The organism is Bradyrhizobium sp. CCBAU 51745 (genome assembly GCF_028128715.1).
GTDB classification, from domain to species: domain Bacteria; phylum Pseudomonadota; class Alphaproteobacteria; order Rhizobiales; family Xanthobacteraceae; genus Bradyrhizobium; species Bradyrhizobium manausense.
Window position 1 is genome coordinate 73,639 of record NZ_LBJP01000074.1, and the last position, 22,129, is coordinate 95,767.

Annotated in this window: 27 protein-coding genes and 1 tRNA gene; 8 read left to right on the forward strand and 20 right to left on the reverse strand. The window is 63.7% G+C overall.

Annotated features, from left to right (window positions below; translation table 11 throughout):
• Positions 1–31: 31 nt before the first annotated feature.
• Positions 32–955, forward strand: a complete 924-nt coding sequence (gene panE / locus XH98_RS18940; RefSeq protein ID WP_271619544.1) for a 2-dehydropantoate 2-reductase — start codon at positions 32–34, stop codon at positions 953–955.
• A gap of 168 nt (positions 956–1,123) precedes the next feature.
• On the opposite strand, the gene XH98_RS18945 is transcribed toward panE, so the two are convergent.
• The 6 genes from XH98_RS18945 to XH98_RS18970 form a co-directional block, all read right to left on the reverse strand.
• Complete coding sequence (locus tag XH98_RS18945; RefSeq protein WP_271599571.1) at positions 1,124–1,717, reverse strand: c-type cytochrome; 594 nt, start codon at positions 1,715–1,717, stop codon at positions 1,124–1,126.
• 213 nt (positions 1,718–1,930) lie between these two features.
• The gene (locus tag XH98_RS18950; RefSeq protein WP_271619545.1) at positions 1,931–3,208 is read right to left on the reverse strand and encodes a PQQ-dependent sugar dehydrogenase; all 1,278 of its coding nucleotides are present in this window, start codon (positions 3,206–3,208) and stop codon (positions 1,931–1,933) included.
• 384 nt (positions 3,209–3,592) lie between these two features.
• Positions 3,593–4,576, reverse strand: a complete 984-nt coding sequence (locus tag XH98_RS18955; protein WP_271619546.1) for an NAD-dependent epimerase/dehydratase family protein — start codon at positions 4,574–4,576, stop codon at positions 3,593–3,595.
• 87 nt (positions 4,577–4,663) lie between these two features.
• Positions 4,664–5,305, reverse strand: coding sequence for a hypothetical protein (locus tag XH98_RS18960; protein WP_271599573.1), 642 nt, complete (start codon positions 5,303–5,305; stop codon positions 4,664–4,666).
• Positions 5,302–5,715: a RusA family crossover junction endodeoxyribonuclease gene (locus tag XH98_RS18965; protein WP_271599574.1), complete on the reverse strand. Its 414-nt coding sequence runs from the start codon at positions 5,713–5,715 to the stop codon at positions 5,302–5,304. Before XH98_RS18965 ends, XH98_RS18960 begins: the two co-directional genes overlap by 4 nt.
• Before the next feature lie 345 nt (positions 5,716–6,060).
• Positions 6,061–6,135, reverse strand: a tRNA-Gly gene (locus XH98_RS18970).
• Between the two features lie 274 nt (positions 6,136–6,409).
• On the opposite strand from XH98_RS18970, the gene trxA reads away from it, so the two are divergent.
• Together trxA and XH98_RS18980 are read left to right on the forward strand one after the other, a co-directional pair.
• Complete coding sequence (trxA, locus tag XH98_RS18975; RefSeq protein ID WP_220005010.1) at positions 6,410–7,330, forward strand: thioredoxin; 921 nt, start codon at positions 6,410–6,412, stop codon at positions 7,328–7,330.
• Positions 7,331–7,360: 30 nt separating this feature from the next.
• Positions 7,361–8,038, forward strand: coding sequence for an LON peptidase substrate-binding domain-containing protein (locus XH98_RS18980; RefSeq protein ID WP_271599575.1), 678 nt, complete (start codon positions 7,361–7,363; stop codon positions 8,036–8,038).
• Between the two features lie 84 nt (positions 8,039–8,122).
• Here XH98_RS18980 and XH98_RS18985 read toward each other — a convergent pair whose 3' ends face one another.
• The 3 genes from XH98_RS18985 to XH98_RS18995 all read right to left on the reverse strand — a co-directional run bounded on the left by XH98_RS18985 (position 8,123) and on the right by XH98_RS18995 (position 10,257).
• Positions 8,123–8,908, reverse strand: a complete 786-nt coding sequence (locus XH98_RS18985; RefSeq protein WP_271619547.1) for a hypothetical protein — start codon at positions 8,906–8,908, stop codon at positions 8,123–8,125.
• Positions 8,909–8,990: 82 nt separating this feature from the next.
• A complete protein-coding gene (leuD, locus tag XH98_RS18990; RefSeq protein ID WP_188107837.1) occupies positions 8,991–9,596 on the reverse strand; it encodes a 3-isopropylmalate dehydratase small subunit in 606 nt (201 codons plus the stop codon).
• A gap of 91 nt (positions 9,597–9,687) precedes the next feature.
• Complete coding sequence (locus XH98_RS18995; protein ID WP_271619548.1) at positions 9,688–10,257, reverse strand: pyridoxamine 5'-phosphate oxidase family protein; 570 nt, start codon at positions 10,255–10,257, stop codon at positions 9,688–9,690.
• A 103-nt stretch (positions 10,258–10,360) separates the two neighbouring features.
• Here XH98_RS18995 and XH98_RS19000 point away from each other — a divergent pair, with 103 nt between their 5' ends.
• The gene (locus XH98_RS19000; protein ID WP_271619560.1) at positions 10,361–11,164 is read left to right on the forward strand and encodes a helix-turn-helix transcriptional regulator; all 804 of its coding nucleotides are present in this window, start codon (positions 10,361–10,363) and stop codon (positions 11,162–11,164) included.
• 4 nt (positions 11,165–11,168) lie between these two features.
• On the opposite strand, the gene XH98_RS19005 is transcribed toward XH98_RS19000, so the two are convergent.
• The gene (locus XH98_RS19005) at positions 11,169–11,567 is read right to left on the reverse strand and encodes a metallopeptidase family protein (protein WP_220005005.1); all 399 of its coding nucleotides are present in this window, start codon (positions 11,565–11,567) and stop codon (positions 11,169–11,171) included.
• Between the two features lie 166 nt (positions 11,568–11,733).
• Between XH98_RS19005 and XH98_RS19010 the strand changes: the two genes are divergently transcribed.
• Positions 11,734–12,015: a hypothetical protein gene (locus tag XH98_RS19010; protein WP_271619549.1), complete on the forward strand. Its 282-nt coding sequence runs from the start codon at positions 11,734–11,736 to the stop codon at positions 12,013–12,015.
• Positions 12,016–12,022: 7 nt separating this feature from the next.
• Here XH98_RS19010 and XH98_RS19015 read toward each other — a convergent pair whose 3' ends face one another.
• A complete protein-coding gene (locus XH98_RS19015) occupies positions 12,023–12,244 on the reverse strand; it encodes a hypothetical protein (RefSeq protein WP_271599580.1) in 222 nt (73 codons plus the stop codon).
• 152 nt (positions 12,245–12,396) lie between these two features.
• Here XH98_RS19015 and XH98_RS19020 point away from each other — a divergent pair, with 152 nt between their 5' ends.
• The gene (locus tag XH98_RS19020; RefSeq protein ID WP_271619550.1) at positions 12,397–12,657 is read left to right on the forward strand and encodes a hypothetical protein; all 261 of its coding nucleotides are present in this window, start codon (positions 12,397–12,399) and stop codon (positions 12,655–12,657) included.
• A gap of 146 nt (positions 12,658–12,803) precedes the next feature.
• Positions 12,804–13,310, forward strand: coding sequence for a hypothetical protein (locus XH98_RS19025; protein ID WP_271619551.1), 507 nt, complete (start codon positions 12,804–12,806; stop codon positions 13,308–13,310).
• 119 nt (positions 13,311–13,429) lie between these two features.
• On the opposite strand, the gene XH98_RS19030 is transcribed toward XH98_RS19025, so the two are convergent.
• The 7 genes from XH98_RS19030 to ffh form a co-directional block, all read right to left on the reverse strand.
• Positions 13,430–13,639, reverse strand: coding sequence for a hypothetical protein (locus tag XH98_RS19030; RefSeq protein WP_271619552.1), 210 nt, complete (start codon positions 13,637–13,639; stop codon positions 13,430–13,432).
• 92 nt (positions 13,640–13,731) lie between these two features.
• Positions 13,732–15,138, reverse strand: coding sequence for a 3-isopropylmalate dehydratase large subunit (gene leuC / locus XH98_RS19035; protein ID WP_271619553.1), 1,407 nt, complete (start codon positions 15,136–15,138; stop codon positions 13,732–13,734).
• 328 nt (positions 15,139–15,466) lie between these two features.
• Entirely contained in the window at positions 15,467–15,847 is a 381-nt protein-coding gene (rplS, locus tag XH98_RS19040) for a 50S ribosomal protein L19 (RefSeq protein ID WP_011083318.1), read from the reverse strand.
• A gap of 110 nt (positions 15,848–15,957) precedes the next feature.
• On the reverse strand, positions 15,958–16,713 hold the full coding sequence (gene trmD / locus XH98_RS19045; RefSeq protein WP_271619561.1) for a tRNA (guanosine(37)-N1)-methyltransferase TrmD: 756 nt from the start codon (positions 16,711–16,713) through the stop codon (positions 15,958–15,960).
• Positions 16,714–16,814: 101 nt separating this feature from the next.
• Positions 16,815–17,369 carry a ribosome maturation factor RimM gene (gene rimM / locus XH98_RS19050; RefSeq protein WP_271619554.1) on the reverse strand — a complete coding sequence of 185 codons (555 nt, stop codon included), beginning with the start codon at positions 17,367–17,369 and terminating at the stop codon, positions 16,815–16,817.
• A 10-nt stretch (positions 17,370–17,379) separates the two neighbouring features.
• On the reverse strand, positions 17,380–17,712 hold the full coding sequence (gene rpsP / locus XH98_RS19055; protein ID WP_057740692.1) for a 30S ribosomal protein S16: 333 nt from the start codon (positions 17,710–17,712) through the stop codon (positions 17,380–17,382).
• Between the two features lie 85 nt (positions 17,713–17,797).
• Entirely contained in the window at positions 17,798–19,342 is a 1,545-nt protein-coding gene (gene ffh, locus XH98_RS19060; RefSeq protein ID WP_271599586.1) for a signal recognition particle protein, read from the reverse strand.
• A gap of 454 nt (positions 19,343–19,796) precedes the next feature.
• Here ffh and XH98_RS19065 point away from each other — a divergent pair, with 454 nt between their 5' ends.
• Entirely contained in the window at positions 19,797–20,861 is a 1,065-nt protein-coding gene (locus XH98_RS19065) for an MBL fold metallo-hydrolase (RefSeq protein ID WP_271599587.1), read from the forward strand.
• Positions 20,862–20,918: 57 nt separating this feature from the next.
• Here XH98_RS19065 and XH98_RS19070 read toward each other — a convergent pair whose 3' ends face one another.
• On the reverse strand, positions 20,919–21,623 hold the full coding sequence (locus XH98_RS19070; protein WP_271619555.1) for an SIMPL domain-containing protein: 705 nt from the start codon (positions 21,621–21,623) through the stop codon (positions 20,919–20,921).
• A 5-nt stretch (positions 21,624–21,628) separates the two neighbouring features.
• Positions 21,629–22,129: GyrI-like domain-containing protein (locus tag XH98_RS19075; RefSeq protein ID WP_271619556.1), on the reverse strand; the 501-nt coding region annotated here is incomplete at its 5' end.

Below are 22,129 nucleotides of genomic sequence, written 5' to 3' on the forward strand. Positions count from 1 at the left end.
TTCGCGCCAATAGCAAAAGCGGAGCTCTACAATGCACATCCTCGTGGTCGGCGCCGGCGCCATCGGCGGCTATTTTGGTGGCAGGCTGTTGCAGGCCGGCCGCGACGTCACCTTCCTGGTCCGCACCAGGCGCGCCAGCGAGCTCGCAAGTGCGGGCCTCGTCATCAAGAGCCCCAATGGTGATGTCACCTTGAAGAATCCACCGACCGTGCAGGCCGACGCGATCAAGGACAAGTTCGACGTCGTGCTGCTCAGCTGCAAGGCGTTCGACCTCGATGATGCCATTACGTCGTTTGCGCCGGCGGTGGGCTCGAACACTGCGATCATCCCGATGCTCAACGGCATGAAGCATCTCGACATCCTCGATGCAAAATTCGGCAAGGAGCGCGTGCTCGGCGGTCTCTGCGCCATCGCCGCAACCTTGAACGAGAAGCGCGAAGTGGTGCAGCTGCAACCGATGCAGTCGATCAATTACGGCGAGCGCGACGGCACGATGTCGGATCGTGTCAAGGCGATCGACGAGACCTTCAAGAGCGGCATCAAGGGTGCCACGGCCAGCCCGAACATTTTGCAGGACATGTGGGAGAAGTGGGTATTCCTGTCTTCGCTCGCGGCGAGCACCAGCCTGATGCGCACCTCGGTCGGCAACATCCTCGCCGCGCCCGGCGGCCGGGATTTTCTGCTCGGCATGCTGGACGAGACCAGCGCGATCGCGACGGCATCAGGCTATCCGCCGGGCGGTCCGTTCTTCGAGCGGGTCAAGGGCAATCTCACCACCGAGGGCTCGCCGATGACGGCCTCGATGTTCCGCGACATCAAGGCGGGCTTGCCGGTCGAAGCCGATCACGTGATCGGCGACCTCATCACGCGCGCCGACGCGGCCAAGGTGCCGGTGCCGAAGCTGCGCATCGCGTATACGCATCTGAAGGCGTATGAGAAGCAGCGTGCGGGGTAGGTAGCAGCCACACATTCGGTGTCGTCCCGGCGAAGGCCGGGACCGCGTGATCTATCGAAGATTACCGCGGCATGCGCTGGTGAACGCCGAGCCTTCGCCGAGTTACTTTCTGTGGCTTTGGGTCCCGGCCTTCGCCGGGACGAGTGAGTTTGCCGCAACAGCCCGGCGCTAGTTGAAATACGCCAGATAATGCGCCACTGCCGTGATTTCCTCGTCGCTCATGTGATAGGCGACGTCGGCCATCGCGGCGACGCCGCCGCCGACGCGCTGGCCCGCTTTGTAGTCGTGCAGCGCCTTGACCAGATATTCCTCGCGCTGACCTGCAAGCCGCGCGACGGCTTTGGTGCCGGCAAAGCTGTCCGTGTGACATGAGGCGCAGCGGCGGCCGACGGCAACTTGCGCGCCTTTCTTCGACATATCCGGATCCTTGTCCTCGGCGGCCTTCGGCGGCGTCATCGCCGCGAAATAGGCGCCGAGGCTGCGGACGTCCTCGTTGGTGATCTCCTCTGCGATTGGCTGCATCTGCTCGTTCTTGCGCGAGCCGGCGCGGAAGAACACGAGCTGCCATTGCAGGAACTGATCGGGCTGGCCGGCCAGCGAGGGAATGTTCTCGGTCTGCGAGATGCCGTTCTCGCCGTGACAGCCGGAGCAGACGGCCGCCTTCTCCTGGACGGCGGCGTTGTCGGCGGCGCTGGCGGGGACGAATGCGATCGCTGCGAGCGAGAGCGCGCCGATTGCGTACAAAGAATACTGACGGCGCATGAGGACAATTCCGATCTATCGAGCGCGTCATTCCGGGCGTGCGGAGCACGAGCTATGATGCGCAATTGCGTATCAGAGAATCCATAACCACGAGTCGGGGTTATGGGTTCCGGACTTGCGCTGACGCGCAATCCGGAACGACGGGGTGAGACTCTGAAACGAAAGAGGCTGCGGCGCCTTTCGAGGCCACCGCAGCCTCTTGGTCAGGTCGCGCTACTTCTTGCTGTAGCTGATGCGGTAGATCGCGCCGGCCCAGTCGTCGGCGACGAGGATCGAACCGTCCTTGGCCAGAACGATGTCATCGGGGCGGCCGAGATAACCCTGGTCACCCTCGAGCCAGCCGGAGGCGAACACTTCCTGCTTGGCATTCTTGCCATCGGGCCCGACGATCACGCGCATGATGCGGGCGCCCTGGTACTTATGCCTGTTCCAGGAGCCGTGCTCGGCGATCAGGATGTTGTTCTTGTACTCGGCGGGGAACTGGTCGCCGGTATAGAACTTCATGCCGAGCGGAGCGACGTGGGCGCCGAGGTTCAGCACGGGCGGCGTGAACTCGGAGCACTTGTGCCCCATCGCGAACTTCGGATCGGGAAGGTCGCCCTGGTGGCAGTAGGGATAGCCGAAATGCTCGCCGATCTTGTTGATCATGTTCAGCTTGTCCGAGGGCAGGTCATCGCTGACCCAGTCGCGGGCATTCTCGGTGAACCAGTACTTGCCGGTGCGCGGATCGACGTCGCCGCCGACCGAGTTGCGAACGCCGAGCGCCCAGATTTCGGCATTGCCGGTCTTGGGATCGACGCGCCGGATCTGCGAGACGCTGGTCGGCGGAATGCCGACGTTGAAGGGCGGTCCGAACGGAATGTAGAACCAGCCATCCTTGTCGACGACGATGTACTTCCAGCCATGCGCGGCATAGGACGGCATGTCGTCGTAGACAACCTTGCCCTCGCCGGGATTGTCGAGCTTGTTCTCGATGTCGTCGTAGCGGATCAGCTTGTCGACCGCGATGACGTAGAGCGCGCCGTCCTTGACGGCGAGACCCGTGGGCATGTTCAGGCCCTTGAGGATGGTCTTGACCTCTTTCTTCCCGCCATTGTCCTTGATGGCGTAGACGTTGCCGAGGCCGAACGAGCCGACGAACAGCGTACCCTTGTCACCCCAGGCCATCTGCCGCGCCGCCAGCACGCCGGAGGCGTAGACCTCCATCTTGAAGCCCGGCGGCAGTTTCACCTTCTTGACGATGTTGGCGAGCTCGGCGTCGGAGGCGCCGGTCGGCGGACCCGAGGGCGGCGCAAGGCCCTTCTGCGCTTCGGTTTCGTCGCCGAGGAACCAGTCGTCCGGCGGATGGGTCCAGAATTCCTTGGTGCCGGATTCGTACTTCTTCAGCGCCCGGTTCTTGTCCTGCTGTTGTTGTGCGCTGGCAACGCTGGTTCCGGCAAGAAGGGCAACCGCTGCAAGCGCCAACACGGATCGATGGATGATCGATTTCATCGCGTCACTCCCCTAAGGCAGCCATCGGGGCTGCACATTCTTGTTTTGCTGTGTGAGTAGGCGAAGTTCGAAGTCTGCCCGCGAGGCAGACGCAAAAAGGTTAGCACATCTGCGGGCCGTGAGAAGCGCGTCGCGTGCGCGGCAGTTGCGCTCAATCAAATTGAGACGGATGTTCCTCACATCCTCGCAGGCGGCGACGACAACGTTCTCGCTGCAACGCGGAATCGGGATGGCGCCGCCTCTTTTGCGAGCAGCGAAGCAAGCCGACCGATACAAGGCTGCGAAAACAAACCCCAGGCGCAGTAGAACGGCGAGGTGCCGGTTCGCGCACGGTGACGCCAGCCACAGGGTCTGAAACATCGTGCGATTTGGCAAAACCGGCGACTATTTCACGACCGGGTACGGCCCGTCGTCAAACGGCGTGTCGTGATAGCCCTTCGATCCCACCTCGCGCGCCAGGGCGCTGCGGAAATCCGAGCCGGCGCGCAAGCTGCGCAGCACATGGGCGAAATCGAATTCGGGATGCCATCCGAGCTCGCGCCGCGCGCGCGCGTTGACATAGACGCGGTCGATCCCGGGGAACAGTCGCCAGCCGCGCGCGGCATAGAGCTCGGCGCAATCCGGGTAGAGCTCGCGCACGACATCGGCAGCATTGCGGGCGAGCGCGGCGAGCTGATGTTGCGAGAACGGACTGGTCGCCGAGACGATGTAACGGCCGAAGCCGATCGCGGGCGCACGCGCGACCGCGATCAGATGGGCGCTGACCGCGTCCGCTATATCCAGCCGTCGATAGAGCAGCTCGTTGGCCTGCGCGTTGTCCAGGGCGTAGGCCGACCGCATCGCAGGATCGTCGTCAGCTTCAGGAAAGAACCGCGAGGTCCGCAGGATGACCACCGGCAGGCTGCTCTCGCGAAAGAACAGCTCGCACAGATTTTCCGCCATCAGTTTCGTGGTGCCGTAGATGTTCTTCGGCACCGACGCCAGCTCCTCGGTGACCCACACCGCCTGTCCCGCCTCGGGCCGCAGCTGCGCGCCGAACGCGCTGGTGGTGCTGGTGAGGACAAAGCTCTTCACACCGGCCGCCAGCGCCGCCTCGAGCAGATTGAGCGTCGCGGTGACGTTGGTGTCGACAAAGGCCTGCTTGCCGTGGGTCGCTACATGCGGCTTGTGCAGCGTCGCGGTGTGGATCACGGCCGTGACGCCGTCCATCTGCTCCCGGACGAAGGTGCGATCGATGATCGAGCCGACGGCATCGGTGAACGGCGACGGCTTGAGGTCGATCCCACGCGCCGGGGAACCGCGACGCCGGAGCGTGCGAAGAATGGCTTCGCCGAGGTGGCCAGCGCTGCCGGTGACCAAGATTGTCATTACGTGTTTAACTTACCTACCAGACGAAGCGGTCTGGTCTCAATCCGCCGGAATGCAAGTATCCGCGCATGGATTCTGGCCATCCCGCTAGGCGGCTGCGGGTTCGTCCGCAAGTCTCTCCGATATTGCACGGAAGAACTCGACCTCTCCCTTTTGAGGCAAATCGTGAAGATTCCCGTGAATTAATGCGTTACGTTTCGCCGCAAGAATCCGGAGGAAGTCACCTTCGGATGGCGTGACATATCCCTCTTGCGCTAGCTGCTGCACAATGCGACCGGGCGTCTGCGGCTTCTCAAATGTTGCAGTCATTAGCCGTCGAGCGATCGCTTCAAACGTGGCCCAGCCAAGTATGAAGGCCGCAGAAACATGGTCTGAGTCCTGCAGCAGTTTGATCTCGTCGAGAAAGTTTTGAATCTGCTCGCGAGACTGCACCTGAAGTTCGCCATCGCGGCTCGCCGGCGTCACGACAATAACTCGTAGTTCCCAATCGGGATGATCTTTGATCAGGTTCGCGAGAGCCCGCGTCTTTTTCTGTTGGGCACTTTCCGATGTAACAAGTTCGATAGCTAGCTTTTTGTCTTTTCCGATCGCAATTGCGTCGGGATGTAAGTCAGCAAGGAATGGCGGCACAACGGGAGCGGTTGGATGCAGATATACCTCATAGCCTTCCGAACGGAGTTGAGGAATGAGGCCTTGCAAGAACTCGGCTTCTGAAATTCTAGCTGTCATCGCAACTCCCCGCGGGGCCTGTTCGAGAGACGCACATACAACGCGGGACGAGGTCCGCTGACGGCCGCCGCCACCATCTCAGTCGGATTTTCGACCTCGAACGGAATGCCCGGTTCGAATTTCTGAACAACAAGTCTTTCGACTTGCTGATCATCGACGTAAATGTGAGCTGAGAGGGCGTCGAGAATTGGCTTTACGATATTGTCGATATCACCACTCATTGGCTCATCCGGCAAATAATACAAGGTGATTCCGATCGGTTCTTGGCTGGCGAAATGCGGCTGAGGAATGACCGCCGTGCTTGCAGTCTTGACGCGCGCTTTCCACTCATTCCTGGACTCGGCTCGCTTTGCTTGAAGTGAGACGGCAGTTCCGTGAACTATGAATTCTATCGGGAACGACAATTCCATTGGGTCCGCGTGAACACCTGCTAAAAGAGGATATTATCGAATTCTGTTACGTCTGCGAGCAAGCGAAATCTACTACAACTAATCGCGGGCCGACTTGGCAACTTTTAGTTATTAGCCTCTCCTGGTCGCACACGACTGGGGCGCGATCGTGCAGTGCCGAACCGACGTCATACACCTCGGCGAAAGGCGATGCCTTCAGATCAATCCCGCGCGCCGATGCGCCGCGACGTCGCAGCGTCGGGAGAAGGGCCTATGACCAAAATCGTCGTATGACACCCACGTCAGCCGCCAGCAGCGTGGAAAACCACGGCCTGACCTGACTTGGCTGGATGCGCTGGGAAAAATTGGAGCGGGCGAAGGGGCTCGAACCCTCGACCCCGACCTTGGCAAGGTCGTGCTCTACCACTGAGCTACACCCGCATCCTGTGTCGGTCGCGTGACGCGCCGGCAACGGCTGTCGTATGCCAAAAGCGGGAGGCGAATGCAACAGCTACCGGCAGCATAGATGCGCATTCCGAGCCCCAATATGAGCCCTGGAGCGGCCGAATCGACCCAAAACGGCCCGGAACTGCCGAATCGGCAGCGACGGATTGAAATTCGGCCGGCCCGGCCCAATTTTAGGGCCTGAAACGAAGCATAGGCGATGGCGACGTGCTAAAGAGCCGCCATTCCAGACATCAGACGAGGGGATCCCGTGACGATCATCGACCAGGGTAACGGAGCGGCCCCGGCTGCGGCCGATCTGATCAAGGACACCACCACCCAAACCTTCGTGAAGGACGTCATCGAGGAATCGAAGCGCCAGCCGGTGCTCATCGACTTCTGGGCGGAATGGTGCGGCCCCTGCAAGCAGCTCACGCCGGTGCTCGAAAAGGCCGTCAAGGCGGCCAAGGGCAAGGTCAAGCTGGTCAAGATGAACATCGACCAGCATCCGGCGATCCCGGGCCAGATGGGCATCCAGTCGATCCCGGCCGTGATCGCCTTCGTCAACGGCCAGCCCGCCGACGGCTTCATGGGCGCGGTACCGGAGAGCCAGGTCAACGCCTTCATCGAGAAGCTGACCAAGGGCGTCACGGCGCCGGGCGAGCCCAACATCGCCGAGATCCTGCAGGAGGCCGAGGCCGTGCTCGCCGAGGGCGACACTGCTGCCGCCGCGCAGATCTACGCCGAAGTGCTGCAGTATGATTCAACCAACATCCCCGCGCTTGCCGGTCTCGCCAAATGCTACGCCATTTCGGGCGCGATGGAGCAGGCCAAGCAGACGCTGGCCATGGTGCCGGAATCCAAGCGCAACGACCCGGCCGTGAAGGCGGTGCAGACCGCGATCGATCTCGCCGAGCAGGCCAAGCAGCTCGGTCCAATTGCCGAGCTGGAACAGAAAGTCGCCGCAAACCCGCTCGATCATCAGGCGCGCTTCGACCTTGCCACCGCGCTGAACGCGAAGGGCGACCGGGCAGCCGCGACCGAGCAGCTGCTCGCGATCGTCAAGCGCGACCGCAAATGGAACGATGACGGCGCCCGCAAGCAGCTGGTGCAGTTCTTCGAAGCCTGGGGCGGTGCGGACGAGGCCACCGTCGAGGGCCGCAAGCGGCTGTCGACCATCCTGTTCTCATAAGCTCAGGTCGCAATTCAGGCGGGGACTGAGATGCCGATCAACATCGAATATCGCGGCCCCGCCGACCTGCCGGAAATCATTCCGGTGTTTCCCCTGCCGGGCGCGCTGCTGCTGCCGCGCGGCCAGATGCCGCTCAACATCTTCGAGCCGCGCTATCTGGCGATGGTCGACGACAGCTTCCGCGATGGTCATCGCCTGATCGGCATGATCCAGCCCGACGTGGCGCATTCGCCGAAAAATTCCGACAGGCCGGCGCTGTTCCGCGTCGGCTGCGTCGGCCGCATCACCCAGCTCGCCGAATCCGGCGACGGCCGCTACATCCTCGAGCTGACCGGCGTTGCCCGCTTCAAGGTGATCGAGGAGCTCGACGTGCTGACCCCCTACCGGCAGTGCAAGGTCGATTTCTTCGCCTTCACCGACGATTTCAAGGCGCGGCTGGGTGAGGAGGCGGTCAACCGCGAGGCGCTGCTGGTGGCGCTGGCGGAGTTTCTGAAGGCCAACAATCTCAAGGTCGACTGGGAGGGCGTCGAGAGCGCGCCCAACGAGGCGCTGGTCAATGCGCTGGCGATGATGTCGCCCTATGGCCCGGCCGAGAAGCAGGCCATGCTGGAAGCGCCTGACCTGAAGACCCGGGCCGAGATCCTGATCGCGGTGACCGAGATGGACCTCGCCAAGAAGCGCACCAGCGGCGATCCGCCGCTGCAGTGACGGGCGCGGTGCATCCGCGAATGCGGTGTGCCCCCTCTCCTGGCGGGCGCAAGCGGGAGAGGGAGCGCACTGCCTGCGTGGCCGCTACCCGAACCGCTCCACCGCCCAGGCGAACAGGCTGCCCGGGATCGGCGGCTGCAGCGAGCGGCCTTTGCCTGAGATGTGCAGGCCGATCACGTTGGGATCGGTGACGATGCCGAGATAGCTCGACGGCTCGAAGAACAGCTTTGGCTCAGAATGTACCGCGTAGAACGATCGCTTCGGCAACGCCTTTTGCAGATCGCCCGAACGCTTGGCGAGGATGGTGAGTGCCGGCGGCCCGAAGATGGCGATGCGAAGGTCGGACAGACGCTGCGAGCCGCCGCTCAGCTTCCGTATCGCAAAGCTCAGGCGATGGCTCGGCGACAGCCATTCCGGCGTCAGCTCCTCCTGCTGCATCAGATTCTCGAAGGCGGCAACGATCGGATGCTGCGGCGGCAGATAGAGCACCGAGTTGCCGAGCCGGCGGGATCGCTCCCAGGCAAAGTATGGCTTTGCCGGATCGATCTCGACGGGTTTGAGCAGCAGCACGTCGGCGTCGAGCCAGAGGCCGAGATCCTTCGCCATCAGCTTGATGCGGAAGAAGTCGCTGAACTGAAGCGTGGTCCAGTCGCGCCAGCTGCCGTCGGGCTGCGGCGGCCGCAACCGTTCGGAGAAGGCGTGCGGCAGGATCGCTTCGGCGTCCGCGTTCTCGACGCCCGCCGGAAGACCCGGGATGGTGTCGAAACTATAGACCGTGACCTTGTGGCCGGCCGCCAGCTGCGAGCGCAGGCAGGTCTGGCGCAGCGCGTCCATCGGGCCATGCCAGAAGGTGACGATCTCGGGAAGCATGAGGCGAGCTATACGGGATATCGGCGGCAAAGCAAAAGCCCCGGCGCGGCTCACGCACCGGGGCCTTGAACGAGGCTTGATCTCAGGCCCAGGCGCGTTCGCGCTTGAGCTTCTCTTCATAGCTGTCGATCGAGGACTTCTTCTCCATCGTCAGCCCGATGTCGTCGAGGCCGTTGATCAGGCAGTGCTTGCGGAACGGGTCGATCTCGAACTTGACCTTGCCGCCATCGGGGCCGCGGATCTCCTGGTTGGGCAGGTCGATCGTCAGCGTCGCGTTGGCGCCGCGCTCGGCATCGTCGAACAGCTTGTCGAGGTCTTCCTGCGAAACGCGGATCGGCAGAATGCCGTTCTTGAAGCAATTGTTGTAGAAGATGTCGCCGAACGAGGTCGAGATCACGCAGCGGATGCCGAAGTCGAGCAGCGCCCAGGGCGCGTGCTCGCGGCTCGAGCCGCAGCCGAAATTGTCGCCGGCGACCAGCACCTTCGCGTTGCGATAGGCTGATTGGTTGAGGACGAAATCCGGGTTCTCGCTGCCGTCGTCCTTGTAGCGCTGCTCGGAGAAGAGCCCCTTGCCAAGGCCGGTGCGCTTGATGGTCTTGAGGTACTGCTTCGGAATGATCATGTCGGTGTCGACATTGATGATCTTCAGCGGCGCCGCGACGCCTTCCAGCGTGGTGAACTTGTCCATCTCGGGATTCCCGGTTCGAAGTCAGGGGAGGGCTGTTTAGCCCGGTTGGCGCATAAATCCTAGGCCGGATTCGGCAGTCTTGATCTGCCAGTCAGCTTGGCGGAGCCATGCTGTCAGGGGCAAAGCCGGTCGGCAGGCCGTCGATGCTCTTCATGTTCTTCAGGCCCCAGTATTTTCGTAAGTTGTTGACGCCCTGGGCCGTCCAGTAACGGATGAGGCTGCCACGCTCTTGCTTGTAGTCGAATAGTGGCACGCCCATACCGCACGACGTCTGCACGAGATCGACCGAGAGACGCACGATCTGGCGGGCGCCCACCATGTCCTCGAAGCGAGGGGCGAGCTCGGCATATTCAGGCGTGCCGCGCATGATCGAGCGGCCCTGGCCATAGAGCCGCAGGATCACCGGCGGGCCTTCGAAGGCGCAGAACATGATGGTCAGGCGCTTGTCATCCGATGCGATCAGGTGGGCGCGGGTCTCGCTGCCGCTGCCGGTGCAATCGAGATAGGCGACGTCGTTCGCTTCGAGGATCCGGAACGACGACAGGCCCTTGGGGGAGACGTTGATGCGCCCCTTCGGCGGGGCGCTCGCGACGAAGAAGATCTTCTGCCGCTCGATGAACGCCCTGTGCTCGGGTTCGATCCCGGTGAATTGCTTGCCCATGTCCGTGGGTCCTCTGCTCGGTGACAGCGCCTCCGAGGCAAAGAAGCTAACACATCTGGGGTACCGGTTTAAGAACATAAGATATGCTGGTATAAAAACCACCATGAAACGAGCAGATCCGATCGCTCCGGCGCTCTCGCTCAGCGCATTCTTGCGGGCGCTCCGGGAGCGTCAGTCTCCGGTGGAATTCGGCATCGCCGCGGGACCACGGCGGCGCACGCCCGGCCTCCGGCGCGAGGAGGTCGCCCAGCTCTGCGGCTTGAGCGTCACCTGGTACACCTGGATCGAGCAGGGGCGCGATGTGTCCGTCTCTGCTTCGGCACTTGCGCGCATCGCCCGCGGATTGCGCCTGTCACCTGCCGAGCGCGCTTATCTGTTTGAAGTCGCGGGCAAGCGCGATCCCGAGCGGCCGGGCCACAGAGACCATCCACCCGGGGAGATCCTGGCCTGCGTCGATGCAATCGATGGTCCCGCCTACATCCTCGATCGCACATGGAGCGCGCGCCGCTGGAATGCACAAGCGTCGCGCTTGTTTGCAGGATGGCTCGATGATGACGGTGAAAAGAACCTGCTGCGCTACATCTTCCTCAGGCCGGAGGCGCGAAGCCTGATCCTTGACTGGGCCTCCCGTGCGCAGCGCGTCGTCGCCGAGTTCCGTGCCGCGGTGACAGCCTACTCCGACGATCCGGACATTCGCCGGCTCGTGGAGGAGCTGAGACTGGCAAGCGCGGACTTCGAACGTTGCTGGGACACACAGGGCGTCCTGACCCGCGAAGGCGGCGAACGCGCGTTCAATCATCCGACCATGGGACTGCGGCGTTATCAGCAGGTGTCGCTATCGCTCGCGGGCTGGCCCGACTATCGGCTGACGATGCTTCTGCCTGCGCCATCGCCGCGCGATCGATGATTTCCTATTCGGCCTGCGCCTCGATCGCTGCCATGTCGTCGTCCGAGAGACCGAAATGGTGGCCGATCTCGTGGATCAGGACGTGACGGACGATATGGCCGAGGCTTTCGTCGTGCTCGGCCCAGTAATCCAGGATCGGGCGGCGGTAGAGCCAGACCATGTTCGGCAGCCGCGCCACATCGCCAAGACTCTGCTGGGGCAGGCCGACGCCCTGGAACAGGCCGAGCAGGTCGAACTCGCTCTCGCAGTCCATCTCGTCGAGCACCTCCTCGGTCGGGAAGTCGTCGACGCGGATGATCAGGCCCTCGCAGAGCCCGCGAAACTCCGCCGGCAGGCGCTCGAAAATGTCGTGCGCCGCAGCTTCCATCTCGGCCAGCGAGGGCGCTTTCAGGTCCATCCACATGCGCACCTCTTAGCGCGGGTTTCGCAGCGATGCATCCGGCTTTATAAGCGCGTGAGGTTGACGGGCGCGGCCAAAACGGGGAGCGTGGGGGCCAAGTGGGCCTCGGTCGAGGGTGGTTCAGGTGGGCGATAAAATGCGAGCAAAAACAGCGGCGGCTCTACTGTGCATGGGGTTGTTTTCGCAAGTCGGCATGAGTGCCCAAGCAGAGACGGCCGGCACTGTCGTCCGCATGGCCCAGGCGGTGTCGCCCGACGACATCCCGCCGCCGCGGAAGCGGCCCCAGACCCGCCTGCGCGTCACGCCCTATGACAGCCCTGACGCCGTCTATCCGCGCTACAATCCGGGTCCCGATGCGGTGCGCGAGTGCAACGTTGCCTATGTGCAGGAACACAGGCCCAGCGGCACCGTGATCACGCCGCATATGAGCTGCTACTGGCGTCGCGGCTGATACCGGTTCAGTGCCCGCGCAGCGCGCCGATCAGGCCGGCGCCGACAACCAGCGCGGACACGCCATAGACCAGGATCGCCATCACCAGCTGCGTCAACGGGCTTGCCGTGCCGCTCTCGACGCCCGGCCCTTGCGAGGCCAGTGCCGAGCTCGCGCCAAGGACGACGCCAAGCGCAATGCTCGCTGCGATGGCCAGGCGCGATATCAGCAATGCTCGAAACTGTGTCATGACCATCTTCTGCATCAGCTCGACCAGAAGATACGTACGTCGCTGACGGCTGGTTGTTCATCCATGGCAGATTCAGGTGCAGCGTTCCAGATTGGCCGCTTTTGACTTGCAGGCCGCCGCGTGATCCTCTCATGTTGCCGGCGGAGGTCGCCATGACGAGATGGATCGCATTGACCGTTGCTGCCGGGCTCGCCGCAAGCCTGCCTCACGCATCCGTCGCGCAGAAGGTGACGAAGCTGCCGGACGCCTCTGCGGGCCGCGCGGTGTTCGATGGGCGACGGCACGTGCGATACGATGCTGCCCGCCACGCTCCGCGGCCTGATCCGCACTACTACGCGCGGCCCGTCTATTACCGTCCCTATCCTTACGCTGTGCCCGCGCCCTTCGTGCTCGGCTACGGGCCGTTCTGGTGACGCGGCGTGCCTTGCGCGGCGCGTCGTTCATTCATGGCGCATTCACGTCGTCGACTCTAGTTTAACCTCGTGAGCGACTGCAAATGAACAGCGACGGCGGGACGACGACGCCGCGATAACGCTGTCCAGTTTCAGGGAGACATTCGATGCCGAGGATCATGCGTCCCGGGACAAGCTCGCTGCGCCTGCTCGGGCTCGCCGCTGTTGCTGCTCTGCTGTTGTCGTCAGGACTTGCGCGCCGCGCTGAAGCGATGACGCCGATCAATCCGACCGCGCTGCCCGCGGCGAAGGCTGCAAGCGACGACATGATGATCCAGGTCCGCCATGGCGGCGGGGGCGGTGGACATTTCCACGGCGGCGGCGGACATTTCGGCGGCTTCCATGGCGGGGGAGGGCACTTCGGTGGCTTCCACGGTGGCGGCTATCGCTATGGCGGCTTCCACCACTTTGGCGGACATGGCGGCTACCATCGCCACTGGGGCGGCACCTATCGTCCGTATTACGGCTATCGCCACTTCCACCGGCGCTATTATTACGGCGGCTATTATCCCTATTATAACTATCCGCGCCGCTGCCGGATCATCTGGACCTATTACGGCCCCCGCCGCATCTGCCGCTGGCATCGCTGGCACTATCCGTATCGCTATTGGTGATGTGAGTTGCTAGCTCAGCACTCGTCATGGCCGGGCTTGTCCCGGCCATCCACGTTCTTGGTCTGGGTAAGAAAGTTCGTGGATGCCCGGGACAAGCCCGGGCATGACGGAGAATCTGGCTAGAGCCAGCCCTTCACATTCCACGACGACGGCTTCCACCGCATCAGCGTCTCGATCTTCCACTGCTTGAACATCGCCGGTGGCCAGCGGCTGAGCCTCGAGGTCTCCTCGACCTCGGGCTTGGCGACGATGTGCAGCTGCGGCGCGCGCCGCCGGTGCTGGCGGGTCGCCTCGCCGATCAGATCCACATATTCAGGCTTGTTGGCCATGAGACGTGTCCTCGCGAGATCGTCGCGAGGACACTGTCGGCGCTGCGGCTTAACGACGGCTTGCCGCGTTCGTTCAAATTGGAGGGAGCAGCTTAGCGCCAGTCCCTGACGTCGACGAAGTGGCCCGCGATCGCGGCGGCCGCGGCCATCGCCGGCGACACCAGATGCGTGCGGCCCTTGAAGCCCTGGCGGCCCTCGAAATTGCGGTTCGAGGTCGAGGCGCAGCGCTCTTCCGGCTTCAGCTTGTCCGGGTTCATGGCGAGGCACATCGAGCAGCCCGGCTCGCGCCATTCGAAGCCGGCCTTGATGAAGATCTTGTCGAGCCCCTCGGCTTCGGCCTGCTCCTTCACGATGCCGGAGCCCGGCACCACCATGGCGTTGACGTTGGCGGAAACGGTCTTGCCTTCGGCAATCTTCGCTGCCGCGCGCAAATCTTCAATGCGGCCGTTGGTGCAGGAGCCGATGAAGACGCGGTCGAGCTTGATGTCGGTGATCTTCGTCCCCGCCGTCAGGCCCATATATTTCAGCGCGCGATGCTTGGAGATGCGCTTGGCTTCATCAGCGATCTTGTCAGGATCTGGCACGATGCCGGTGACGGAGATGACGTCCTCAGGTGAAGTGCCCCAGGTCACGATCGGCGGCAGCTTTGCTGCATCGAGGCGCAGCTCGTGGTCGAAATGCGCGCCGTCGTCGGAGCGCAGCTTTTCCCAGTGCCGCATCGCCGCATCCCAGGCCGCGCCCTTTGGCGACTTCGGCCGGTCGCGCAGGAAGTCGTAGGCCTTCTGGTCGGGTGCAACCAGACCGGCGCGCGCACCGCCTTCGATCGACATGTTGCAGACCGTCATGCGGCCTTCCATGGAGAGCGCGCGGATCGCATCGCCGGCATATTCCAGCACATAGCCGGTGCCGCCTGCGGTACCGATCTCGCCGATGATGGCGAGAATGATATCCTTGCCGGTCACGCCGTCGGGCAATTTGCCGTCGACGGTGACGCGCATGTTCTTTGCCTTCTTCTGGATCAGCGTCTGCGTCGCCAGAACGTGCTCGACCTCGGAGGTGCCGATGCCGTGCGCGAGCGCGCCGAACGCGCCATGCGTCGAGGTGTGGCTGTCACCGCAAACGATGGTGGTGCCGGGCAGCGTGAATCCCTGCTCGGGGCCGATGACATGGACGATGCCCTGGCGCTTGTCGAACTCGTTGTAATATTCGATGCCGAATTCCTTGGCGTTCTCGGCCAGCGCCTTGATCTGCTCGATGCTCTCAGGATCCGGGTTCGGCTTGGTGCGGTCGGTGGTCGGCACGTTGTGGTCGACGACGGCGAGCGTCTTCTCGGGCGCATGCACCTTGCGCCCTGTCGCGCGCAGGCCTTCGAACGCCTGCGGCGAGGTCACCTCGTGCACCAGATGGCGGTCGATATAGAGCAGGCAGGTGCCGTCCTCGGCTTCGTGCACCAGATGGTCGTTCCAGATCTTGTCGTACAGGGTGGTCGGCTTGGACATGAGCTTCAGCTCCGAAGGAATGTGTGTAAGCGATGAGCGCGGCGGGCCGCGCAGGGCAACAAAATCGTCAGCGCAGCTTTTAGGCTGCGCGCGTAAGTTCTGACGTTGCCGAGGTCGCGAAGCGTCCGAAGAACCGGCCAGGCAGCCGCGAGCGATCGTCAATGACGATGCGCTGGGGGCTCACGAAGCTGGTCAGATCTGGAAACATTCCAGGAATATATAGCAGGCCGAATTGGAATCGCGAGTGCTTTGACGCGCGCGGCTGGCGCAACAAAAAAGCGCGGAGCCGAGCCCCGCGCTTTTCGAAATATTCGTCTGGTTGCGAAGCTTACTCGCCGACGGCGGCCTGGCGGTCCTGCTTCTCGACGATGCGGGCCGACTTGCCGCGCAGGTTGCGGAGGTAATAGAGCTTGGCGCGACGGACCTTGCCGCGGCGCACCACCTTGATCGAGTCGATCATCGGCGACATCACCGGGAACACGCGCTCGACGCCTTCGCCGTAGGAGATCTTGCGGACGGTGAAGCTCTCGTTCAGGCCACCGCCGGAACGGCCGATGCAGACGCCTTCATAGGCCTGCACGCGGGTGCGATCGCCTTCGACGACCTTGACGTTGACGATCACGGTGTCGCCGGGACCGAATTCCGGAATGTCCTTGCCGGCGGACAGCTTGTCGAATTGCTCTTGCTCGAGCTGCTTGATCAGGTTCATGGGTAAATCTCCATCGGCGCGCCCAGCCTTTAGAAACGGGGGCTGCGCGAAATTCGTCTATCCAGCCATTGCGGATGTGGCCGCTCCTATAAGGCAAGCCGGAGCGTTTGTCACCCGTCTGTCTTGTTTTTTGGCGTTTTTTGGCGTCCGGGCCGATTCGGGGCTTTGGGCGGGATTTGGGCCCATAAATCAGGCCGCCGGGCCGCCGTCAGGGCCTCGGATTGCGCTCGCCGCCAGGCGGCGACCTTGGCATGATCGCCGGAGGTCAGGATTTCCGGGATCGGAACCCCCTCGAACAGCTGCGGCCGCGTGTATTGAGGGTATTCAAGCAGGCCGTCGGAAAAACTCTCCTCGGCTCCCGAAGCTTCCTTGCCCATCACGCCCGGCAGCAGCCGGACGCAGGCGTCAATCAGCGCCATCGCGGCGAGTTCGCCCCCTGAGAGCACGTAATCGCCAATCGAGACCTCCTCCAGGCCACGCGCATCGATCACCCGCTGGTCGATCCCTTCGAATCGCCCGCAGACGATGAGGGGGCCGGGGCCCTGGGCGAGTTCCACCACGTGAGCCTGGGTCAATGGCCGACCGCGCGGGCTCATCAGCAGGCGAGGGCGCTCGGGACCGATCTCGGCGGCATCGATGGCCGCCGCCAGAACGTCGGCCCGCAGGACCATGCCCGGGCCGCCGCCGGCGGGAGTGTCGTCAACGCTGCGATGACGGTCCGTGGCGGAAGCCCTGATATCCCGCGCCTCGATCTGCCAGAGGTCGGAGGCCAGCGCGCGACCGGCCAGGCTCACGCCGAGCGGCCCCGGAAACATCTCCGGAAACAGCGTCAGCACCGTCGCGCGCCAGGGGAAGGAGTTGGTCATCGTTTCCATCGTCGTCCCGGCGAAGGCCGGGACCCATAGCCACAGCCGGTCGTGTTGCGGCGGCTGCAGCGACTAGCTTAGCGAAAAATTGAGATTGGTGGTTATGGGTCCCGGCCTTCGCCGGGACGACTCGTGGTGGGAGCATCGCGATCCTCCCCCTCGATCTCCTGCGGCAGCGCGATCACGACACGGCCGCCTTTGAGATCGACCTCAGGCACCACGGCGTTGGAGAACGGCAGCAGCATCGTCGCGCCTTTGAGCCGGGCGATCTCGATGATGTCGCCGGCGCCGAAATTATGGATCGCGAGCACGCGGCCGAGTGCGTCGCCGTCGGTGGTGACGGCGGCGAGCCCGATCAGATCGGCGTGGTAATATTCGTCCTCGTCGGTCGCGGGCAGCTTTTCGCGCGCGACGTAGAGCTCGATGCCGTTGAGGCGCTCGGCCTCATCGCGGGTCGCGACGCCCTTGAAGGTTGCGACCAGATGATCCCGGGCTTCGCGGATTTGCGCCAGCTCGAACTGGCGCTTGCCGTCCTTGGAGAGAAGCGGACCGTAGCGCTTCACGGCAAAGGGATCTTCGGTGAAGGTCCACAATTTGACCGCGCCGCGCACGCCATGCGCGGCGCCGATCCGCGCGACGCAGATCAGCGCCGACATGGCCTAGCCCTTAAGCCTTCGCGGCGGCTTCGGCCTGCGCCTTGCGCTCCTTGCGCGGCACGGCCTTCTCGGGATTGTTGCGCGCTTCGCGCTTCTTGACACCGGCGGCATCGAGGAAGCGAGACACGCGGTCCGACGGCTGTGCGCCCTTGGCGAGCCAGGCCTTCACCTTGTCCATGTCGAGCTTGAGGCGGGTCTCGTTGTCCTTCGGCAGCAGCGGGTTGAAATAGCCGAGACGCTCGATGAAGCGGCCATCGCGGGGGAAACGCGAGTCAGCGACGACGACGTGATAGACGGGACGCTTCTTGGTGCCTGCGCGGGCGAGGCGGATAACGACGGACATTCAGTTCTCCTTCAAAGTACGTTTTGTTCGGTTGATAGGTATTCCGCGTTGAACGAGACCGGTCCGATCCCGAGCGACGAATTCCTCATTTCTTCTTGCCGGGGAAGCCGCCGAGACCCGGCAGCGTCGGCTTGCCGCTCAGCCCGGTCAGTCCGGGCAGGTTCGGCAGGCCGCTGCGAAGTCCGGGCGGCAGATCCTTCGGCAGGCTGGGCAGAGACTGTCCGCCGCCGCCCATCTTCTCCTGCAGCGCCTTCATCTCTTCCGGCGAAGGCATCTTCATGCCGCCGCCAAAGCCCATCGCCTGTGCGATGCCGGCGAGCGGGCCGCGCTTGCCCGAGCCCATCGCCTTCATCACGTCGGCCATGTTCCGGTGCATCTTCAGCAGCTTGTTGACGTGCTCGACGCTCTGGCCGCTGCCGGCAGCAATGCGCTTCTTGCGGCTCGCTTTCAGCAGATCCGGATGACGGCGCTCGTCGCGGGTCATGGAATCGATGATCGCGACCTGACGCTTCAAAATCTTGTCGTCGATGCCGGCGGCCGCGATCTGGTTCTTCATCTTGGAGATGCCGGGCATCATGCCCATCAGGCCGCTGATGCCGCCCATATTGGCCATCTGCAGCAGCTGCTCGCGCATGTCGTTGAGGTCGAACTGACCCTTGCGCATGCGCTCGGCGGTGCGCGCGGCTTTCTCGGCGTCGATATTGGCGGCGGCACGTTCGACCAGCGAGACCACGTCGCCCATGCCGAGGATGCGGCCGGCGATACGGTCGGGGTGGAAATCTTCCAGCGCGTCGGTCTTTTCGCCGGTGCCGATCAGCTTGATCGGCTTGCCGGTGACCGCGCGCATCGACAGCGCGGCGCCGCCGCGGCCGTCGCCGTCAACACGTGTGAGCACGATGCCGGTGAGGCCGACGCGCTGGTCGAACGAGCGCGCGAGATTCACCGCGTCCTGGCCGGTGAGGCTATCCGCAACCAGCAGCACTTCGTGCGGGTTCGCAGCCGCTTTGATCGCAGCTGCTTCCGCCATCATCTCTTCGTCGAGCGTGGTGCGGCCGGCGGTGTCGAGCAGCACGATGTCGTAGCCGCCGAGTTTGCCGGCCTCGAGCGCGCGCTTTGCGATCTGCGGCGGCTGCTGGCCCGCCACGATCGGCAGGGTCGGAATGTCGAGATCGCGGCCGAGCACGGCGAGCTGCTCCATCGCCGCGGGGCGATAGACGTCGAGCGAGGCCATCAGCACCTTGCGCTTGTCGCGCTGGACCAGGCGGCGGGCGAGCTTGGCGGTGGTGGTGGTCTTACCCGAGCCTTGCAGGCCGACCATCATGATCGGCACCGGCGGCACCGAATTGACGTCGATGGTCTGGCCTTCGGCGCCGAGCGTGTTGATCAGCTCGTCATGGACGATCTTGACCACCATCTGGCCTGGCGTGACCGACTTGACGACGGTGGCGCCGATAGCCTGCTCGCGCACGCGTTCGGTGAAGCTGCGCACCACTTCGAGCGCAACGTCGGCCTCGAGCAGCGCGCGGCGCACCTCGCGCATCGCGGCGTCGACGTCCTTTTCGGTCAGCGCACCGCGCCCCGTCAGACGATCGAGAATGCCACCAAGCCGTTCCGACAGATTGTCGAACAATGAAGTTGTCCTGTTGCTGTCTTCCGACGGGAAGAACGCTCCGCTACTCTCACCGCTGTCATGCCCCGCGAAGGCGGGGCATCCAGTACGCTGCGGCACCTCGGTTCAAGCCGAGCCGCCTCTGGGATACTGGACCCCCCGCCTTCGCGGGGGATGACCGCACTCTCGAACGTGATCTTCCAAACACCTTCACGCCCGAGGGCGCATCGCGCTGTCGGGCGTTGACCTCCGGCCTCCAGGGCCGGTCGGCGGGTCGAAAAGAAAGCCTTTCCGAGAAAGTGGCCGGGTTAAACGCCGCTCGCGCCCAAAAGTCAAGGAAAGTTAGGGCGCCGGGATGCCGTTTCCAGGATAAGGCCTTGAAAGCAGGCGCTTTCCGGTGACGGGTTCCTTTTTCAGCGGCCCCGCCCATATAGCCGGTGATGTCTTACCGCCGCGACCAACCCTGAGCCCCGCCGTGCCAATCACCCGCCGCCGTCTGTTCGGACTGCTTGCAGGAGCCGGCGCGCTGATCGGTGTCCCGCCCCTCTGGATATCCAGCATGAAAACCTATGACGGCCCCGTTTCCGACCATTTCAACGGTCTGCATTTCTTCGACCCGGACGGCTCGCCGCCAAAATCGCTCCGCGAGGTGCTGCGCTGGCAATTCAGCGGCGGGCGGGAGCGGGCCAAATGGCCTGTGTGGGCCCCGAGCCCTCATGCCGATACGCCGCCCGAGCGCGTCGATGGCGGCAGGGTGCGGCTCTCCTTCGTTGGCCATGCCAGCTGGCTGATCCAGGCCGGCGGCCTCAACATCCTCGTCGATCCGGTCTGGTCCTCGCGGGTCTCGCCGGTCAGCTTTGCCGGGCCGAAGCGGCACAACGATCCCGGCATCGCTTTCGAAAAGCTGCCGAAGGTGGACATCGTGCTGGTCTCGCACGGCCATTACGATCATCTCGACATCGCGACGCTGTCGCGGCTCGCCAAGAACTTTGCGCCGCGCGTGGTGACCCCGCTCGGCAACGACGTGACGATGCGGAGCTACGATTCGACGATCAAGGTGGAGGCCTTCGACTGGCACGATCGCGTCGAGCTCGGCGGCGGCATCGCCGCGACGCTGGTGCCGACCCGGCACTGGACCGCGCGCGGCATGTTCGACCGCAACAAGGCGCTGTGGGCGAGCTTTGTGCTGGAGACGCCGGCCGGCAAAATCTACGTGGTCTGCGATTCCGGCTATGGCGATGGCAGCCATTTCCGCCGCGTCGCCGAGAAGCACGGGAAGTTGCGTCTGGCAATCCTCCCCATCGGCGCCTACGAGCCGCGCTGGTTCATGCGCGACCAGCACATGAACCCGGAAGATGCGGTGAAGGCGCTCGGTGATTGCGGCGCCGAGCAAGCGCTCGGGCATCATCACGGCACATTCCAGCTGACGGATGAAGCGATCGACGCGCCGGCGAAGGCGCTGATGGAAGCGCTCGATGCCGCCAAGATTCCGCAGGAGCGGTTCGTGGCGATGAAGCCCGGGCAGGTGGTGGAGATTTAGCTCTCTCCTCACATACCGCTCGTGCCCCGGACGCAGCGCAGCGCCGGGACACGAGACTCACTGCTCTTTCGGCTTGATCGCCCAGCTCACATTCACCGTCACCGACAGCGTTTCCTCGCCCGGCGCAACCGCAGCAGGAGCAGCCATTGGAGCGGCGGTCATCCGCCCCTTGAACAGCGGCATCGGCGCGCCGCCTTCGGAGACGCTGAGCGGCGCGCCCAGCGTGACGCCGGTGGCCTTGGCGTAGATCTCGGCCTTGCGGCGGGCATCGGCGACCGCCTGCTCGCGCGCATCGTCGAGCAATTTGGAGGCTTGCGTTACCTCGAACGAGATGTTGCCGATGTCGTTCGCGCCGGCGCCGACCAGGATGTCGATGACACCAGCGACCTTGGTCACGTCGCGAATCTTCACGGTGACGCGGTTGGAGGCGCGGAAGCCGACCACGGGCGAAGCGCCGGTTGAGCGGTTCGGCGCATATTGCGGCTGCAGCGACAGCCGCGAGGTCTGGTAATCCTTCTCCGGGATTCCGGCGCCCTTCAGTGCCAGCAGCACCTTGCCCATCGCCGCGTTGTTGGCATCGGACGCTTCCTTGGCCGATTTGGCGTCGTTGGCAACGCCGGCGTCGATCTGCGCAAGGTCAGGCGCCGCCGAGACAATCGCCTCGCCGCTGACGGAGATGGCGGACGGGAAATCGTCGGCGCGTGCGGGCATTGTCAGCATCGTGGCTGCGAAGATTGCAGCGAGGACGGCAGGCTTTTTCATCGGTCTCACTTCAGCGGCACGAACACATTGATCACGAGCTTGTCCTCGGCCGTCTTCAGCGGATCGGTGAGGTATTCCTCGATGAACGTGTCCTTGGCTTCCAGCTTCTTGTCGTCGAGGTGATTGGTGATCGCCTCATAGGTGTTGTCCATGTTGTCGTAGGAGCCGCGATGGACGAATTTCAGCGCCTTGCCTTCAGGCGATTTGCCGATGCTCATGTCCTTGGGCAGGTTCTTCGGATCCTGGTCGACAGGGATTTCGGCGAAGAAGGTGAAGCCGGTGTCGTCGGTCGAGGTGTAGACGATCATCGCGTTGCCGGCGTGCTTGATGCCCTGCTTGTCGAGCAGCGCGTTCAGCGCCTTGAAGGCGTCGACCAGGGTGTCGAACGCCGAATCCCAATTGGCCGTGCCCTTGATCATCACGACCTTCTTCGGCTCGAGCGTGGTCTCCTGGCCAAAGGGATCGGCGGTCTGCACCGGGGCCGGCGTGGCGGCCGCAGCGGGCGG